This is a genomic window from Pseudarthrobacter sp. TE3704, assembly GCF_056279405.1.
This window is the reverse complement of sequence record NZ_JBWCCJ010000005.1, coordinates 292,271-310,027: the sequence shown is the minus strand read 5'-3', so window position 1 is coordinate 310,027 and position 17,757 is coordinate 292,271. Positions and strand designations below refer to the sequence as shown.

Here is a 17,757-nt window from a genome sequence, read left to right as displayed (position 1 = left end):
CGGCACGGGCTGTGCGGTGGTTTCCCACCGCGGCCCGCACCGCCGTCGTTCGTCGTTGGCTGTTACAGCCCCAGATCCGCTTCGAAGGCGCCTTCTTCAAGGCGTGCCTTCAGGGTCTGGAGGAAGCGGCCTGCGTCCGCGCCGTCCACCAGGCGGTGGTCGTACGTCAGCGAGAGGTACATCATGGAGCGGATGGCGATCGAATCGTCACCGTTTTCGTCAGCAACCACAACGGCACGCTTGACGATGGCGCCGGTGCCGAGGATGCCCACCTGCGGCTGGTTGATGATCGGGGTGTCGAAGAGGGCGCCCACGGAGCCGATGTTGGTGATGCTGAAGGTGCCGCCGGACAGCTCGTCCGGACCGATCTTGCCGTCGCGGGTACGGGAGGCGACGTCAGCGATCTTGCCGGCCAGGCCGGCGAGGTTCAGGTTGCCGGCGTCGGAGATGACCGGAACCAGCAGGCCCTTGTCAGTGTCGACGGCGATCGCCAGGTGCTCGGCGTTGTGGTACGTGATTTCCTGCTTGTCCTCGTCGTACGCAGCGTTGAGCTTGGGGTGCTGCTTGAGGGCCTCGGCAACAGCCTTGGCGATGAACGGCAGGAAGGTGAGCTTCACGCCGTTCTGGGCCTGGAACGAGTTCTTGGCACGGGCGCGGAGCTTGGCGACCTTGGTCATGTCCACTTCGTGGACCTGGGTCAGCTGGGTGGAGATCTCCAGCGATTCGCGCATGCGGCGGGCGATGACCTGGCGGATGCGCGGGGCCTTCTGGCTGGTGCCGCGCAGCGAGGAGACAGCGGCGTTGGACGCTGCAGGAGCGGACGCGGCGGGTGCTGCAGCCGGTGCCGCCGCGGGGGCGGCCTTGGCTTCGGCAGCGGCCATGACGTCCTGCTTGCGGATGCGGCCGCCGACTCCGGTGCCGGAGAGGGACGCAATGTCCACGCCGTGCTGGTTGGCCAGCTTGCGGACCAGGGGAGTTACGTAGCCGGACTCGGATCCGCCGTTTGCCGGTGCGGCCTCGGCTGCTGCCGGTGCAGCTGCGGGAGCCGGAGCCGGTGCTGCTGCCGGTGCGGGCGCTGCCTGCGGTGCGGCTGCGGGTGCTTCGGCCTTCGGCGCCTCGGCCTTGGGAGCCTCCTGTGCAGGTGCCTCCGGGGCGGGGGCGGCCTTGGGTGCCTCGGCGGGTGCAGCGGCGGCGCCGGATCCAATGACGGCCAGGACGGAGCCAACCTCGGCGGTCTCGTCCTCGCTGACGCGGATCTCCTGGAGCGTGCCGGCTACCGGCGACGGGATTTCGGTGTCTACCTTGTCGGTGGAAACCTCCAGCAGGGGCTCGTCAACCTCGACGGTGTCTCCTACGGCCTTGAGCCAGCGGGTGACGGTGCCTTCGGTGACGCTCTCACCCAGGGCGGGGAGGGTGACCTCGTGGCCTTCGCCGCCGCCGGCGGCGGGGGCCTCCTGGGCGGGTGCTGCGGGGGCGGGAGCCTCTTCAGCCGGTGCCGCGGGGGCTTCCGGTGCCGCTGCTTCTTCAGCAGGGGCGGCGGCGGGGGCTTCCGCGGCCGGGGCTGCAGCGCCGTTTCCTGAGCCGTCGCCGATGCGGACCAGGGGTGCGCCCACCTCGGCCGTCTCGTCTTCAGCGACCAGGATTTCCTCAATCACGCCAGCTACAGGAGAGGGGATTTCAGTGTCTACTTTGTCGGTGGAAACCTCGAGCAGCGGCTCGTCCACCTCTACCCGGTCACCTACCTGCTTGAGCCAGCGGGTGACGGTTCCTTCGGTGACGCTCTCACCGAGGGCGGGCAAGTTAACGGATTCAGACATAACGTCCCCGTTCTCCTTATTGATCTTTAGTGCGATTGAATGCTGCCTGGGTTTGAGCCTGGTGCACCCGGTTTTCGGCGCCGGGTGCACCAGGCTCGATAGTGCTGGGGAAAACTAGCCGTGAAGCGGCTTGCCCGCGAGGGCCAGGTGGGCTTCGCCCAGGGACTCGTTCTGGGTGGGGTGGGCGTGCAGCAGCTGGGCCACATCCTCAGGGTAGGCTTCCCAGTTCACGATCAGCTGGGCCTCGCCCACCTGCTCGCCCATACGGGCGCCGATCATGTGGACGCCGACGACGGGGCCGTCCTTCTGGCGGACCAGCTTCACCAGGCCGGAGGTGCCCAGGATGGAGCTCTTGCCATTGCCGGCAAGGTTGTATTCCTGGGTCTGCACCTGGTCCTCGCCGAACTTCTCCTTGGCGGCCTTTTCGGTGTAGCCCACGGTGGCGATCTCGGGCTCGGAGTAGGTGACCTTGGGGATGTTGATGTCCTCGACGATCACGGGCTTCAGGCCGGCGATTTCCTCGGCCACGAAGATGCCCTGCTGGTAGCCGCGGTGTGCAAGCTGGACGCCGGGGACGATGTCGCCCACTGCGTAGATGTTGCCAACACCGGTGTGCAGGCGCTCGTTGGTGATGACGAAGCCGCGGTCGATAGTGATGCCGGCTTCCTCGTAGCCCAGGTTGGCGGTGACGGGGCCACGGCCCACGGCGACCAGGAGGAGGTCTGCTTCGAACGTCTTGCCGTCCACCAGGGTGACCTTGACGCCGTCGTTGTTCTGCTCAACGCCCTGGAAGAAGATGCCGGTGGAGAACTTGATGCCGCGCTTCTTGAAGGCGCGCTCGAAGTTCTTGACGATGGTGGCGTCCTCGTTGGGGACCAGTGAGGGCAGGCCCTCCACGATGGTGACGTCCACGCCGAAGGACTTCCAGACCGATGCGAACTCGACGCCGATCACGCCGCCGCCCAGGATGATGGCGCTCTTGGGGATGTAGTCCATGGTCAGGGCCTGGTCCGAGGTGATGACCTTGCCGCCGATTTCCAGGCCCGGAAGGGTGCGGGAGTAGGAACCCGTGGCCAGGATGATGTTCTTGCCCTTGTAGGCGGTGCCGTTCACTACGACGGTGTCGGTGCCCTGGAGCTTGCCTTCACCCTCGATGACGGTGATGCCCTTGGACTTGATGAGTCCCTGCAGGCCCTTGTACTTGCCGGCAATGATGCCGTCCTTGTACGCGTTGACGGCGTTGATGTCGATGCTGTCCAGGGTGACGTTCACGCCGTACTTGGCGGAGTCACGGGCATGGTCGGCCAGCTCTGCGGAGTGCAGGAGGGCCTTGGTGGGGATGCAGCCGTTGTGGAGGCAGGTGCCGCCCAGCTTTGCCTTCTCCACGAGGCCGACGGTAAGGCCAAGCTGTACGGCCCGCAGTGCGGCGGCGTATCCGCCGCTGCCGCCACCGAGTACCAGGATGTCGAATTCTTGCGCAGTTGCCTGATCGGCCACTTAAACGCTCCCTCGCGTGAACGATGACGCGATCCTGCGCATCATCTGGTCTTGGAACTTGCACTGCCGTGATTATGTCAGCAGGGCAACTCTCTTGCATTTGTGACTACCGTGGTTCACCTTAGCGAACCACTTATCCATGCTCCACCTTGGCACAGTGTTTGTGGAGCGCTTTGTGTCGAGTGTCACGCGGCTTTGTGGCGGAGGGATCACCACCATGCCACAAAGCCGCTTTCCACTCCCTCCGGGCTGGTGTCAGGCGGCAGCAGCCAGGATGTCCTCCACGTACGCCACCAGGGTGCGGACGGTGCAGCCGGTTCCCTGCTTGTGCGTGTAGCCGTAAGGGCTTCCATTATTAAAGGACGGCCCGGCGATGTCGATGTGCGCCCAGGGGATCTGGCCGCCGTCCTTGTCCTTGCCGACGAACTCCCGCAGGAACACTGCGGCGGTCATCATGCCGCCGTGGCGTTCCCCGATGTTGGCCAGGTCCGCCACCTGGGAGTCCAGGCTGGGGCGCAGTTCCTCCGGGAGCGGCATTGGCCAGACGAGTTCGCCTGCACGGTCAGCCGCGGCCTTGAGGGCGGCCGTCACGGTGTCGGATCCCATGACGCCGGCGGTCCGGTTGCCCAGGGCGATCAGCTGCGCGCCGGTGAGCGTGGCGACGTCGATGATGGCGTCCGGGTACTCGCGGCTTGCCGCGACAATGCCGTCGGCCATCACCAGGCGGCCCTCTGCGTCAGTGTTCAGGACCTCAACGGTCTTGCCGCCGAACATGGTGAGGACGTCGGCGGGCCGGGAGGCCGCGCCGGAGGGCATGTTTTCCGCGATGCAGAGCCAGGCGGTCGCCTTGACCGGCAGGCCCAGGCCGGCCAGTGCAAGGACAGTGTTAAGGACGACGGCGGCGCCCGCCATGTCACTCTTCATGTCGCCCATGCCGAGGGCCGGCTTGATGGAGATTCCGCCGGTATCGAACGTGATTCCCTTGCCGACCAGTGCAATTTTGGACGTCGCCCTGGCGGGGGAGTACTCCACCTTGACCAGGCGGGGCTGCCGGGCGGAGCCCTTGCCCACGCCCATGATGCCGCCGAAGCCCTCCTTCTCCAGCCGCTTCTCGTCCCAGACCGTCACCTTGACGGGCAGGCCCTTCGCAAGTTCCTTCGCCGCCTCGGCAAACGTTTCAGGGTAGAGGTGGCTGGGCGGCTGGTTGACCAGGGTCCGGGTGGCGTTGACCGCCTTGCCAATCAGGCCGGCCCGCTTCAAGGCTGCGGCGAGCTGCTGCTGTTCGGCCACATCGGTGAAGATCACGGCGTTGCGGACCGGGTCCTTCAGCCCGTCCCTGGACGACCGGAACTCGGTGAACGAATAGGCGCCCAGGGCGGCACCTTCGGCGACCGCGGCAACATCGGCGACGGACGCCGTCGGGAATGCCAGGGTGACGGTGGGGAGGCCAGCCAGCTGGCGGACGGCGGAACCTGCTGTCCGGCGGAGCGCTTCAGCAGCCAGCGGAGCGCCGGCGGCCACCTTGCCCACTCCGGCAAGGACCAGAATGCCCGCGCCGGTTTCGGGGAGGCCGGGCAGGCGCACCAGCTGGTCTGCTGCGCCCGTCACGCCCAGTGCTTTAAGGGAGTCGGTGAGGGCTTCGGCGGACCTGGCCGTCAGCGGGTTGTCCAGCAGGACCGGCCCGTCGGTTCCCTGCCCCACGCCGATGACCACTGCGTCGCTGGGGCTCTTCTTAAGGTCGCGGGAGAGGGTACTAAGGTTGATTTCAGTATTCTTGACCACAGGGATGAGTCCTCAATTCTCGAAAGATGGTACGGGCAGGGATGCATGTTCGGCGCTCTGCCATTGATGCCGGATGCAGCCGTTCGGGACGCATCCGAAGATGTACAGGCCCGTCCGGCAGGCCAGTTCCGATCGTAGTCCTTTGGCGCCCCGGCGGCAGAATCTTCTGAGATGTGCGCCACACCGGACGGCGGAATGCCGGGCTGCCTGCCTGCGTTGTAATTGATGTCCACCCGCACCCATGAAAGGAACATGCCGTGCTTGAACGGATCTCCGGCTCCCTGCTGGACCCTGATGCGCTCTATGCGAGCAACATTGAGCTGTTCCACAGCCCCGATCTCCGCGGGCTGAATCTGGTGATGGGCTTCACCGGATTCGCCGACGCCGGGCAGGTAGTGAAGCAGATCAATGCCGAGCTGCTGGACACGCTCGACGCCCAGCCTGTGGCCGTGTTCGACGCCGACCAGCTGATCGATTACCGGTCACGGCGGCCGCACCTCACCTTTGTCGAGGACCATCTGCAGGATTACCAGGAGCCCCGGCTGGCGCTGTACCGGCTGGTTGACGGCCTGGGCAACCCCTTCCTGCTGCTGGCAGGCTTCGAGCCGGACCTCCAGTGGGAGCGGTTCGCCCGCGCCGTGGTGGGCATCGTGGAGAAGCTCGACGTCAACCTGGTCACCTGGATCCATTCCATTCCCATGCCGGTGCCGCACACCCGGCCCGTGGGCGTCACGGTGCACGGCAACAGGCCGGAACTGATCGAAGGAATTTCGGTGTGGAAGCCGACTGTCGAGGTCCCCGCCGCTGTTGGCCACATCCTGGAACTCCGCCTGGTGGAGGCCGGACGGAACGTTGCAGGCTACGTCATCCACGTCCCGCACTACCTTGCGGAAGCGGAATACCCGACTGCCGCCGTCGCCGGCCTGGAGTACCTGGGCGCTGCAACCTCGCTCATGCTGCCCACGGACCGGCTCCGCGAAGCGGGGCGGGAAGTCAGCCGCCAGATCGCCGAACAGATCGACGCTTCCGAGGATGTCCAGCAGGTGGTGTCCCGGCTGGAGACCCGTTACGACGAAAAGGCCGACGGCATCGTCAGGCGTTCGCTCCTTGCCGACGAGAATGACGAGCTCCCCGACGGCGATGTCCTGGGTGCCGCCGTGGAGGCCTACCTGGCGCGGGAGAACCCCACGCAGTAAGCCTTTGCCGGAGGCGGCGCGCAGGTGCAGGGGCCCGCGGCAGGCATGCGGGCATAATGAAGACGTGACTGCACCCCGCGCCTGGCTGATCTGGACCATCGGAATCTTCGGGTACCTGGTGGCCGTGTCGCAGCGCACGTCGTTTGGCGTGGTGGGTCTTGAGGCCACGGAGCGGTTCAACGCCAGCGCGTCGGCCATCTCGTTCTTTACGGTCCTGCAGCTCCTGGTCTACGCCGGGCTCCAGATTCCCGTGGGGCTCCTGGTGGACCGGTTCGGCTCACGTGCCATGATCGCCGGCGGCGCCATCCTGATGGGGCTGGGCCAGCTTCAGCTCGCGTTCGCGGACAGCATTCCCGGCGGCATCCTGGGCCGGGTCCTGGTGGGTGCGGGGGACGCCATGACGTTCATCTCGGTGATCCGCCTGATTCCATTGTGGTTCGCGCCTGCCCGGGTGCCCCTGGTCACCCAGCTGACAGGCATGACCGGCCAGCTGGGCCAACTGGTGAGCGTCATCCCCTTTGCGTTCGTCCTCCATGCCGCCGGCTGGACTCCGGCGTTCCTGATGCTGGCGGGGATGTCGGCAGTGGCCGCCGTGCTTGTGGTGCTCCTCCTCAAGGACGTCCCGCCGGGCACCGAGCGTCCGCAGTCCCACCAGGGACTGAAAGCCACCGGAGTCTCCCTGTCCCGGGCCTGGCGCCAGCCGGGTACGCGGCTGGGAATGTGGAGCCACTTCACCATCCAGTTCAGCGGCACCGTTTTTGCCATGACCTGGGGCTATCCTTTCCTGATCTCCGGCCAGGGCCTGGACGCCGGGACGGTAGCGGCCCTGATGGGGCTGTATGTGGCGGCCGGCATGGCCGTGGGGCCCTTCATCGGGCGGTTTGTCTCGCGGCATCCGCTGCGTCGCTCCACCATGGTGCTGCTGATCGCCGGCGTCACGGCCGCGGCCTGGGCTGCTGTCATATTGACCCCCGGACGGGCACCGCTGTGGCTGCTGGCGGGACTGGTGGTAGCGCTTGCCATCGGCGGGCCGGGTTCCATGATCGGCTTTGATTTCGCCCGGACTTTCAACCCGGCGCACCGCATCGGTACGGCCACCGGCATTGTGAACGTGGGCGGATTCATCGCTGCCCTCATTGCGATCTTCCTCATCGGGCTGGTGCTGGACGTGCTGTACGCCAGCGGATTCTCCAACGGGAACCTCTACGGGCTGGACCCGTTCCGCATCGCCCTGAGCGTACAATTCCTGCTGCTCGGTTCCGGTGCCGCAGCCCTGGTGGTGTGCCGGCGGAAGGTACGGCGCCAGATGGCCGCGCAGGGGGTTGTGGTGCCGCCCCTCCGCGCCGCACTTGCCCGGCAGCGCCGCGAAAACCTCGCCCGCCGGCGGCAGACGTCGCCGACGGACCGCGAAAGCGACTAGTCCTCCACCCCGGCCGGATCTTCACATAGCCAAAATTTGTGCGGACCGGTACGGCCGGGAGGGCGAATGCTGGAGCCATGACAGCTCCAGAGCAACTCAAAATTTCACGGCCGGAAGACATCCTCGGGTTCATTCCCCACTCGCTGGGCTACTGGCCGGACGCCAGCCTTGTTGCCATGACTCTGCACGGCAAGAGGCTCGGGGCCACGCTGCGGCTGGACCTGCCGGGTCCGGAGGTCCTGGCCTCACCTGCCAAGTACCTGCGGGCCGTCCGGCGCTACCTTGAGGCGGACAAAGACGCCGACGGCACGTTGCTGGCGGTCTTCACCAGCAACGGCGGCGCGTTGTCACCGTCCCGGTACGACAGTTTGCTCGCTGGCCTGGACTCCGTTCTCGAACGGGCCGGAATGCCCGTCCGGGAAGCGTGGTACGTCGGGAATGACTACTGGCGGGAGGCCTGGTGCATGGATGTTTCGTGCTGCCCGCTGCCGGGCCGGCCGGTGCAGGACATCCGGGACAGCGCGCTGAATGCCGAGATGGTCTACCGGGGCAGCAGCATCGGCCCGGCGCCGGAGCGGCGACCGTCCGCCGTCCGCCCTGTTCCCAGCCTGCACCAGGCCGCCGTCCTGGAGGCGCAGGCGGCGTGGGCCCCGGAGCTGGATCTCCGCCGCAGAAGCAGGGCACAGTTCCGTGCCGTCCTTGACGTCTGGGATGCCCTGCTGGCCCGGCGGGACGGGGCGCCGTGGCTCCCTGAGGCGGAGCGCGACGGGTTTTTGCGTGCGTCCCTGATGTTTCCGGCGTGGCGGGACGCCATCCTTGTCATGACCGTTGCGGGGAAAGCTGCTGCCGAGGCCGGTGCGGACCAGTTCGGCATCCTCGATGACGCAGCCCAGCCAGACCCGGTGTCCCCTCCCGTGCAGTGGCCGGACCCGGATCCCCAATTAACCCGCGGCATTCCGGCGGAGTGGAGTGCCTCCGGCTGCACCGGCGCCGGATATGCCGACGTGCTGATGGGCGTCGTACCCGCGGTGCCGGACTGGGCCCGCCTTGAGGCACTGGACCGGATCCTCGAACAGCTCGTTGTGCTGGGCGGGCCGGCCGCGGCGGCGTCACTGACAATCCGCGGCTGGATCGCGTGGTGCCGTGGGCGGGGATCCTACGCTGCCGCGTACTTGGCGGAAGCACTGGAAACCGAACCGGGTTACCGGCTCGCCGAACTGCTGCTGGAGTTGGTGGGGCGCGGAGCAATCTGCGGGTGGGCAGCACGGAAGGACGCTGCCTGGCAGAAATTCGGCCCGGACAATGCTTCCGCCGGGACGGACCCCGGCGGTGGGAGGTAGGCCTCTGTTGCACCCGGCTGCGGGCAGGGCGTGTCCTTAACCGTGCCTGAAGGGCGGGAGGTCCGATTCGGCGAAAACATGAGACAATGGATGCCGAGACCCGGTTGGGTCCGTGTATCGAGTGCTTGTGGTTGAGCCCTTCGGGGAACAATACGGCCGCTCCGGCAGTTGTCTTAACAGACTCTGCCGGCCGTGGTGGCGCTTGGTTTCCACCACGGACTTGACAGGGTCATAGTGGTGTTGCCCGTATGGCGATTCCACAGACCACCGCTAGAAAGGTTTTCTGTGACCCCGTCTTCCACGAAGAAGGACCCCGCCGCCCAGGACGACTTGTCCGCAGACGAGAAGCAGGCTGCGACCAACGCCAAGCGGGCAGCTACGCGGGCAGCCAACAAGGCTTCCGCCGGTGACGGTGCGGCTGACGGCAAGCCCGGGCCGAAGAAGCGCGGCCCCAAGCCTGGTGCCAAGGCAGCTGCCGAGGCCGCCAACAAGGCCTCCGGTGACGTTGACGCCGACGAAGCAGACGACGTCGAGGAGGACCTCGACGACATCATCCTCGAAGGACCTGACGTGGTTGACGACGCCGAGGCTGATCCCGCCAAGGCTGTCGCCGGCAGCGGCAAGGGCTTTGTCTACTCCGACGCCGACGATGATGACGCCCCGGTGCAGCAGGTCATGTCCGCCGGCGCCACGGCCGACCCCGTCAAGGACTACCTGAAGCAGATCGGAAAGGTCGCACTGCTCAACGCCGAGCAGGAAGTGGACCTTGCGCTCCGGATCGAAGCCGGCCTGTTTGCCGAAGAGAAGATCGCCGCTGACGACGGCTCCATGGACCCGAAGTACAAGCGCGAGCTTGAATTCATCATCCATGACGGAAAGCGCGCCAAGAACCACCTGCTGGAGGCCAACCTCCGCCTGGTGGTCTCGCTGGCAAAGCGCTACACCGGCCGCGGCATGCTGTTCCTGGACCTCATCCAGGAAGGCAACCTGGGCCTGATCCGCGCTGTGGAGAAGTTCGACTACACCAAGGGCTTCAAGTTCTCCACCTACGCCACCTGGTGGATCCGCCAGGCAATCACCCGTGCCATGGCCGACCAGGCGCGCACCATCCGTATCCCGGTGCACATGGTTGAAGTCATCAACAAGCTGGCCCGTGTCCAGCGCCAGATGCTCCAGGACCTCGGCCGTGAACCCACGCCCGAAGAGCTGGCGCTGGAACTGGACATGACCCCCGAGAAGGTTGTTGAGGTCCAGAAGTACGGCCGCGAACCCATCTCGCTCCACACGCCGCTGGGCGAGGACGGCGACTCCGAGTTCGGCGACCTGATCGAGGACTCCGAGGCCGTGGTTCCGGCGGACGCCGTGAGCTTCACGCTGCTCCAGGAGCAGCTGCACTCGGTCCTGGACACGCTGTCCGAACGCGAGGCCGGCGTCGTGGCCATGCGCTTCGGCCTGACCGACGGCCAGCCGAAGACTTTAGACGAAATCGGCAAGGTCTACGGCGTCACGCGTGAGCGCATCCGCCAGATCGAATCGAAGACCATGTCCAAGCTCCGCCACCCCTCGCGGTCGCAGGTGCTGCGGGACTACCTGGACTAAGTCAGGTCCAAACAACGCGGGGTCATTCCCCTGTCATCCCCGGATGATGGGCCGTACATGACCCCGCGTTGCTGCGTTAAGGGCACCGGCTTAACGGGCAGGGGTTAAACGAAGGATGGGATCCCTCCGAGTGGAGGAACCCCATCCTTGTGTTGGTCCTGGTGCACCTAGTCGATTTCGACGGCAGCCTTTTCGTGAAGCTTGCCCGTCTCATCGTGCCAGTCGGAGCTCAACGGCTTGAGCGTCGCCTCGACTGCACGCGCATGGTGGCCGCAGAACAGCAGCTCACCGCCGGAGGACTCGAGTACAACCCGCACATATGCCTGAGCTCCGCAACGATCGCACCGGTCGAGTGCATTGAGTGTGCGGTCTGCCACTGCTGTTGTCATGTCGGCCTCCTTAGTAGATCAGTACATCTATATAACCAGTATTCGTAACAAAACCATCGCAAGGATGGGGCAAGTTCGCTGTGCGCGTATCCACAAGGTTGGGTCAAGTTTTTCCCGGAGAGCCGCCGGAATGCATGAGTGGCGGGGTCCACACTGGCCGCCAGGTGTGGCAGGCGGGCGTCCGCGCCGGGGCCGACTACCCTAGAGGGAGCGCTTTCGGCGTGTGTTTCATCCGTCCCTGAAGGAGTTCAACACCAGTGGCACCAAGTTCTGATTACACTGCCCGGCACCTGTCTGTGCTGGAGGGCCTTGAAGCCGTCCGCAAGCGCCCGGGCATGTACATCGGTTCCACCGATTCCCGAGGCCTCATGCACTGCCTCTGGGAAATCATCGACAACTCAGTGGACGAAGCACTGGCCGGGTTCGGCCACGACATCAAGATCATCCTTCACGCGGACAACTCCGTGGAAATCCACGACGACGGCCGCGGCATCCCGATCGACAAGGAACCGAAGACCGGTCTCACCGGCGTTGAGGTGGTCTTCACCAAGCTTCACGCGGGCGGCAAGTTCGGCGGTGGCTCCTACACCGCCTCCGGCGGCCTGCACGGCGTCGGCGCTTCGGTGGTCAACGCCCTGTCCGCGCGCCTTGACGTGGAGGTGGACCGCGGGGGGAAGACCTACAAGATGTCCTTCCGCCGCGGCGAGCCCGGGCGCTTCCAGGACACCGGCTCCCGGATTGATCCTGCTGCACCCTTCACCCCATTCGTGGACGACTCCGTCCTCGACGTTGTGGGAAAGGCCAAGCGCGGCGTTACCGGTACCCGCATCCGCTATTGGGCCGACCGCCAAATCTTCACCCCGGACGCGAAGTTCTCCTATGAAGAACTCGCAGCCCGCGCCCGGCAGACCTCCTTCCTGGTCCCCGGCCTCAAGCTCACCGTCCGGGACGAGCGGAGGATCGCCGGCACGCCCGGCGAGGCCGGGCCGCACGAAGAAGTGTTCCACCACGATGGCGGCATCTCGGAGTTCGTCGACTTCCTGGCCGCCGACCCCGCGGTCACCGATGTGTGGCGGCTGCACGGCTCAGGGAAGTTCAAGGAGACCGTGCCCGTGCTGGACGAGCGCGGCCACAGCCAGCTGGCCGAAGTGGAACGTGACTGCGAGGTGGACGTGGCACTGCGCTGGGGCATCGGCTATGAGAGCACGGTCCGCAGTTTCGTCAACATCATCTCCACGCCCAAGGGCGGGACGCACCAGTCGGGTTTCGAGCAGGCCCTGGTGAAGACCTTCCGCAAAGCCGTGGAAACCAACGCCCGCAAGCTCAAGGCCGGCAACGACAAAATTGAAAAGGACGACATCTTCGCCGGCCTGACGGCGGTCCTGACCGTCCGCCTCGCGGAGCCCCAGTTCGAGGGCCAGACCAAGGAAATCCTGGGCACCTCCGCTGTGCGGGCAATTGTGGCCCGTGTGGTGGAGCGCGAAATTTCGGCAAAGCTCACCTCCTCCAACAAGAACGACAAAGCACAGTCCGCACTGCTGCTCGAAAAGATCGTCAACGAGATGAAGTCGCGCATTTCGGCCCGCGTGCACAAGGAAACGCAGCGGCGCAAGAACGCGCTGGAAACGTCGTCGATGCCCACCAAGCTGGCTGACTGCCGCACGGACGACGTCGACCGTTCCGAACTCTTCATCGTGGAAGGCGACTCGGCGCTGGGAACCGCCAAACTCGCCAGGTCCTCCGACTTCCAGGCGCTGCTGCCCATCCGCGGCAAGATTTTGAACGTCCAGAAAGCCTCGGTGGGGGACATGCTGTCCAACGCGGAGTGTGCTGCACTCATCCAGGTGGTGGGCGCCGGCTCGGGCCGCAGCTTCGACATCAGCGCTGCCCGCTACGGCAAAGTCATCCTGATGACCGACGCCGACGTGGACGGCGCGCACATCCGCACGCTCCTGCTGACCCTCTTCTTCCGGTACATGCGGCCGATGATCGACGAAGGCCGGGTTTTTGCCGCGGTGCCTCCGCTGCACCGCGTGGAAGTGATCAACGCAGGCCAGAAGGCCAACGAGATGATCTACACCTACTCCGAAGCCGAGCTGCACGTGCTGCTGGCACGGCTGGCCAAGGAGGGCAAGCGGTACAAGGAGCCCATTCAGCGCTATAAGGGCCTGGGGGAGATGGACGCCGAACAGCTGGCCGAGACCACCATGGACCCGCGGCACCGCACGCTCCGCAAGGTGGGCATCGAAAACGCCAAGCAGGCAGAGGAGATTTTCGACCTGCTGATGGGCTCGGACGTGTCGCCGCGCAAGGACTTCATTATCGCCGGCGCCGCCAGCCTCGACCGGGAGCGCATCGACGCCTAAGGGCAGGAAGTACGACGGCGGGAGGTTCAGCCCAGCAGGCCGGGAACCACCAGCAGGGCCGTGGGCAGCGCCAGCAAAAGGATGCAGCCGGCCAGGACCAGGTTGCGCACGGCGCCCGGGAGCTGCGGCTGCGGCGACAGCAGGCGGCTGACGCGGGAAGCCGTGGTGCGGGCCGAGTCGGAGCCGCCCATCCCGGCCTCAAGCCCGGACAGGGCGAGGCCGGAAGTGGCCGGTTGGAGCTCCGGGCTGCCGGCGGCCGGGGCTGACCCGCTGGCCACAATGGCGATCGCCTTGATGAGGGTGGCTTTGCTCTCGGTCTTGAGCGCGACGTCGTCCGCCAGCATTTCGATCAGCGAGTTGACGGATTCCTGGGCCAGCCGGGTGGTGGGAAGCCACGGCAGCGCCTGCCGCCACGCCGCGAAGGCCCACAGGAGCAGGTGGTGCCGCTGGCTGAGGTGGGCGTTCTCGTGGATCAGGACGGCGCGCAGTTCCGCCGGTTCAAGGGCCGCCATCAGGCCGTCCGATAAGACCGTCACCGAGCGGGCTCCGCCGGGCAGGCAGTAGGCGACGGGGGAGTCGTGGCTGATCACAAGGGTTGCAGCGTCCTGCCCTGACGGCGATGCCAGCAGGGCCAGCAGCTCGCGGTGGCGCCGCCGCTGGCGTTCAATCTTGTAATAGGTCAGCAGGAGGGTGAAGACAAGGTGCGCGGTGAGCAGCGCTGCTGCGGACAACGCGAAAATATGCCAGAACCCCAGGGCCGTAGTGGGGGCATTGAACAGCACCATGCCCGCCAGCGCGCGTAGCCCGGCGATCAGGTTGTCCCCGATGGGTTCCAGGCCGTACACCAGCATGGCGCCGATCATGGACAGCCCGCCGGCGAGGGCGATGGCCTGCCACAGGAGCATGGCGGTAAACGGCGAGCGCGCGGGCCACTGGGCGCGCGAGAGCAGGATGGGCACTGGCCACGCCAGTATTATCGCCAGGACCGCCAGCAGGTATGAGGCCCAGAACATGGTTTGCTAGAGGTGGCCAAGCAGTTTGCGCAGCGTTTCGGCTTCACCTTCGGAGACCGATCCAATGAAGCGCGCCAGGACGGCTTCACGGTCCGGCGCGGACCCCAGGACTTCATGCATGAGCTCAGCCGTGTGCTCCTCGCGGCTGGACACGGCCTGGTAGCGGTGCGGCCGCATACCGCGTTCGCGCTCCACAAGCCCCTTCTTTTCCAGCCGGGACAGCACCGTGAGGACGGTGGTGACGGCGAGCTCCTTGCCTTCGTGGCCGGCTGCTCCGCCCTGTCCTGCTGACGTCTGCGCGAGCCGGTCCCGCAAGGTGTTCGCGGTGGCCGCTTCCTGGCCCGCCCAGAGCAGGTCCATCACTGCCCGTTCCAGTTCACCGAGACTAGCCATTGCACTTTTCCTTTGTTTCCCCGCACCGTGCGCCTGGCGGCGTCGGTGACTTCACGCGATTTCGACTACGGAATCAAATTTACCCCGAATCCGCCGTACTTTCTACGTTGGGTAGAACATGGGGCGCGCCGCGCCCCCTGCCGGCGTACTGCCAGGGAAAGGCCGGTTTACACCGTCGCGGCAGTTGTTCTACACTTTGTAGAAGTTGAAGTTCTACGAAACGTAGAAAACTGCGTTGGCTAACAGTAGGGACTGCCTTGGACGCCTTGGAAATCGCACGCTGGCAATTCGGTATCACCACCGTCTACCACTTCATGATGGTGCCGCTGACCATAGGCCTTGGCCTGGTGGTGGCCCTCATCCAGACCGCCTGGCACCGCACGGGCAAGCCCGAGTACCTCCGCATGACCAAGTTTTGGGGAAAGTTGTTCCTCATCAACTTCATCATGGGCGTGGCCACCGGCATCGTCCAGGAATTCCAGTTCGGCATGGCCTGGAGCGAATACAGCCGCTTCGTCGGTGACGTCTTCGGCGCTCCGCTGGCCCTTGAAGCCCTCCTGGCGTTCTTCGTGGAGTCCACCTTCCTGGGCCTGTGGATCTTCGGCTGGAAGCAGCTCAAGCCCGGCATCCACCTCGCCTGCCTGTGGGTGGCGGTCATCGGCTCGGTCTTCTCTGCCTACTTCATCATCGTGGCCAACAGCTGGATGCAGCACCCCGTGGGCGTCGAGATGGTCGACGGGAGGCCGGTCATGACGGACGCCTGGGCGGTCTTCACCAACAACACCGCGCTTGTTGCCGTGCCGCACACCCTGTTCGGTGCGCTGGCCGTGGCAGGCGGCTTCCTGCTCGGCATCGCCTGGTACCACCTCTGGCGCAGGCGCCGCGACGGCGTGGACACCCTGGGTGCCGACGGCAAGGTGATCCCTGGCGAGTCCGCAACCATTCCCGGCCGTGACAAGGCAGACCACACCGTCTGGATCCGGTCCCTGCGGATCGGCGCGGTGGTGGCCATGATCTCCTTCGCCGGCACCGCCCTCACCGGCGACCTCCAGGGCAAGCTGATGTTCGAGCAGCAGCCCATGAAGATGGCAGCGGCGGAAGCAGCCTGCCATGACGGCACCGGCTTCTCCGTCCTCAGCATCGGCAACCTGGGATCGCAGAACTGCGATGACATCGTGGCCCTGATTGAAGTCCCCGGCATCCTCTCCTACCTGGCCAAGGGCGATTTCACCACCGAGGTCAAGGGCGTCAACACCCTGCTGCCCGAGTACCAGGAAAAGTACGGGACCAACCTGCCGGACAACCCCATCTACGGCGAACGCGCCGGCCAGGAAATCGACTACCTGCCCGTCATGGAGGTCACCTACTGGGGCTTCCGCATGATGATCGGTTTCGGTGGGCTCGCCGCCCTTGCTGCCCTCGTGGCACTGTGGCTTACCCGGAGCGGCACCGTTCCCCGGTCGCCGTGGCTCATGCGCCTGGCCGTGCTGGGCATCATGGCCCCGTTCGGTGCCAACGCCGCCGGCTGGATCTTCACCGAGATGGGCCGCCAGCCGTTCGTGGTGGCACCCAACCCGGACCCCAACGGCATCGACCAAGTGTTCATGTTCACCGCAGCCGCCGTCTCCCCGGGGGTCTCGGCCGGGGAACTGCTGGCATCGCTCATCACCCTGACCGCCGTGTACGCCGTCCTGCTGGTGGTGGAGGTGAAGCTGCTGGTGAAGTACATCCGCGGCGGTGTGGTCTCGGCGATGCCCGAACTCGCCCACGTCCCCGCGGACGAAAACGAGGACGCCACCCCCGGACCGGGAGGACAGGGCGGCGGAAAGCCCGCCGACGACGTCCTCGCCTTCGCCTACTGATCCGCGCACCGGAAGAGCAAGAGGAAACGAAGAATGGAACTGCTGCCAACCATCTGGTTCATCGCCATTGCGGTGCTGTGGACCGGGTACCTCTTCCTTGAGGGCTTCGACCTGGGTGTCGGAATGCTGATGAAGACGTTTGCCCGCAACAACACCGAACGCCGCGTGCTGCTGAACACCATCGGTCCCGTCTGGGACGGCAATGAAGTCTGGCTCCTCACGGCCGGCGGCGCCACGTTCGCTGCCTTCCCGCTCTGGTACGCCTCCTTGTTCTCTGCGCTCTACCTGCCCCTGCTGGTGGTCCTGGTCGCCCTGATTTTCCGTGCCGTGGCCTTCGAATACCGCGGCAAGGTGGACACCGACCGCTGGCGCGCCCGCTGGGACTGGGCCATCGCCCTGGGATCATTCTTCGCGGCCTTTGGCATTGGCGCTGCCCTTGCCCTCACCACCACCGGCCTGCCCCTGAATGCCAACGGGGACCGCGAGGGCGGGCCCCTGGCCTGGTTCAGCGGCTACGCAGTGCTGGGCGGGCTCGCCGTCGTTGGCTTCTCGCTCGTCCACGCCCTGGCCTTCCTGGCACTAAAGACCGACGGCGACATCCGGCATCGCGCCCGCCAATGGTTCGTCCGGCTGCTGCCGCTCCTGCTGCTGCCCATCGCCGCCTGGGCGCTCAGCATCCAGTTCATGGAGGGCAAGCTCTGGACCTGGGCCGCGGTGGTGCTCGCCGTTGCCGCGGCAGCGGTTGCCTGGGCACAGGCCCGCACCGGCGCCGAAGGCAAAGCGTTCCTGGCGCTGGGCGCCTTCCTGGTGCTCGGCACGGTGTCCATCTTCGGAGCGGTCTACCCCGTGGTGCTGCCGTCCACCCTGGACGGAGCCTTTGACCTCACCATTTCAAACGCTTCCTCCTCGGACTACACTCTGGGCCTTATGAGCATCGTCGCCGCGTTCGGCCTGCCCCTGGTGATCGCGTACCAGGCCTGGACCTACTGGGTGTTCCGCCGCAGGGTGAGCGCCGCCTCCATACCGGAAGCCCACAGCTTCCTGCCCGCAGTCGCCGCCAAGGCGTTCACCACAAAGGGCTGA

Annotated in this window: 13 protein-coding genes; 7 read left to right on the top strand and 6 right to left on the bottom strand. The window is 65.9% G+C overall.

What is annotated here, in order from left to right:
- Positions 1-62 precede the first annotated feature (62 nt).
- From sucB to ACZ9BC_RS15680, 3 genes are all read right to left on the bottom strand, one after another.
- Complete coding sequence (sucB, locus tag ACZ9BC_RS15690; protein ID WP_476246741.1) at positions 63-1,817, bottom strand: 2-oxoglutarate dehydrogenase, E2 component, dihydrolipoamide succinyltransferase; 1,755 nt, start codon at positions 1,815-1,817, stop codon at positions 63-65.
- A gap of 114 nt (positions 1,818-1,931) precedes the next feature.
- Complete coding sequence (gene lpdA / locus ACZ9BC_RS15685) at positions 1,932-3,314, bottom strand: dihydrolipoyl dehydrogenase (RefSeq protein WP_476246740.1); 1,383 nt, start codon at positions 3,312-3,314, stop codon at positions 1,932-1,934.
- A gap of 255 nt (positions 3,315-3,569) precedes the next feature.
- Positions 3,570-5,096, bottom strand: coding sequence for a leucyl aminopeptidase (locus ACZ9BC_RS15680; RefSeq protein WP_476246739.1), 1,527 nt, complete (start codon positions 5,094-5,096; stop codon positions 3,570-3,572).
- A 257-nt stretch (positions 5,097-5,353) separates the two neighbouring features.
- On the opposite strand from ACZ9BC_RS15680, the gene ACZ9BC_RS15675 reads away from it, so the two are divergent.
- The 4 genes from ACZ9BC_RS15675 (at position 5,354) to ACZ9BC_RS15660 (ending at position 10,651) form a co-directional block, all read left to right on the top strand.
- On the top strand, positions 5,354-6,292 hold the full coding sequence (locus ACZ9BC_RS15675) for a proteasome assembly chaperone family protein (protein WP_079597132.1): 939 nt from the start codon (positions 5,354-5,356) through the stop codon (positions 6,290-6,292).
- Between the two features lie 64 nt (positions 6,293-6,356).
- Positions 6,357-7,712 carry an MFS transporter gene (locus ACZ9BC_RS15670; RefSeq protein ID WP_476246738.1) on the top strand — a complete coding sequence of 452 codons (1,356 nt, stop codon included), beginning with the start codon at positions 6,357-6,359 and terminating at the stop codon, positions 7,710-7,712.
- 77 nt (positions 7,713-7,789) lie between these two features.
- Positions 7,790-9,052, top strand: a complete 1,263-nt coding sequence (locus ACZ9BC_RS15665) for a DUF4192 domain-containing protein (protein ID WP_476246737.1) — start codon at positions 7,790-7,792, stop codon at positions 9,050-9,052.
- 285 nt (positions 9,053-9,337) lie between these two features.
- On the top strand, positions 9,338-10,651 hold the full coding sequence (locus ACZ9BC_RS15660; protein WP_079597129.1) for an RNA polymerase sigma factor: 1,314 nt from the start codon (positions 9,338-9,340) through the stop codon (positions 10,649-10,651).
- Positions 10,652-10,818: 167 nt separating this feature from the next.
- On the opposite strand, the gene ACZ9BC_RS15655 is transcribed toward ACZ9BC_RS15660, so the two are convergent.
- Positions 10,819-11,040, bottom strand: a complete 222-nt coding sequence (locus ACZ9BC_RS15655; protein ID WP_013600696.1) for a DUF7455 domain-containing protein — start codon at positions 11,038-11,040, stop codon at positions 10,819-10,821.
- A 257-nt stretch (positions 11,041-11,297) separates the two neighbouring features.
- Here ACZ9BC_RS15655 and ACZ9BC_RS15650 point away from each other — a divergent pair, with 257 nt between their 5' ends.
- Positions 11,298-13,406 carry a DNA gyrase/topoisomerase IV subunit B gene (locus tag ACZ9BC_RS15650; RefSeq protein ID WP_476246736.1) on the top strand — a complete coding sequence of 703 codons (2,109 nt, stop codon included), beginning with the start codon at positions 11,298-11,300 and terminating at the stop codon, positions 13,404-13,406.
- Positions 13,407-13,432: 26 nt separating this feature from the next.
- Here the strand turns inward: ACZ9BC_RS15650 and ACZ9BC_RS15645 are convergent, their stop codons facing one another.
- On the bottom strand, positions 13,433-14,419 hold the full coding sequence (locus ACZ9BC_RS15645) for a M56 family metallopeptidase (protein ID WP_079597126.1): 987 nt from the start codon (positions 14,417-14,419) through the stop codon (positions 13,433-13,435).
- A 6-nt stretch (positions 14,420-14,425) separates the two neighbouring features.
- Positions 14,426-14,812: a BlaI/MecI/CopY family transcriptional regulator gene (locus ACZ9BC_RS15640; RefSeq protein ID WP_079597125.1), complete on the bottom strand. Its 387-nt coding sequence runs from the start codon at positions 14,810-14,812 to the stop codon at positions 14,426-14,428.
- Positions 14,813-15,069: 257 nt separating this feature from the next.
- Here ACZ9BC_RS15640 and ACZ9BC_RS15635 point away from each other — a divergent pair, with 257 nt between their 5' ends.
- Both ACZ9BC_RS15635 and cydB read left to right on the top strand, forming a co-directional pair.
- Positions 15,070-16,674, top strand: a complete 1,605-nt coding sequence (locus ACZ9BC_RS15635) for a cytochrome ubiquinol oxidase subunit I (RefSeq protein WP_079597124.1) — start codon at positions 15,070-15,072, stop codon at positions 16,672-16,674.
- Between the two features lie 33 nt (positions 16,675-16,707).
- Positions 16,708-17,757, top strand: a complete 1,050-nt coding sequence (gene cydB / locus ACZ9BC_RS15630; protein WP_476246735.1) for a cytochrome d ubiquinol oxidase subunit II — start codon at positions 16,708-16,710, stop codon at positions 17,755-17,757.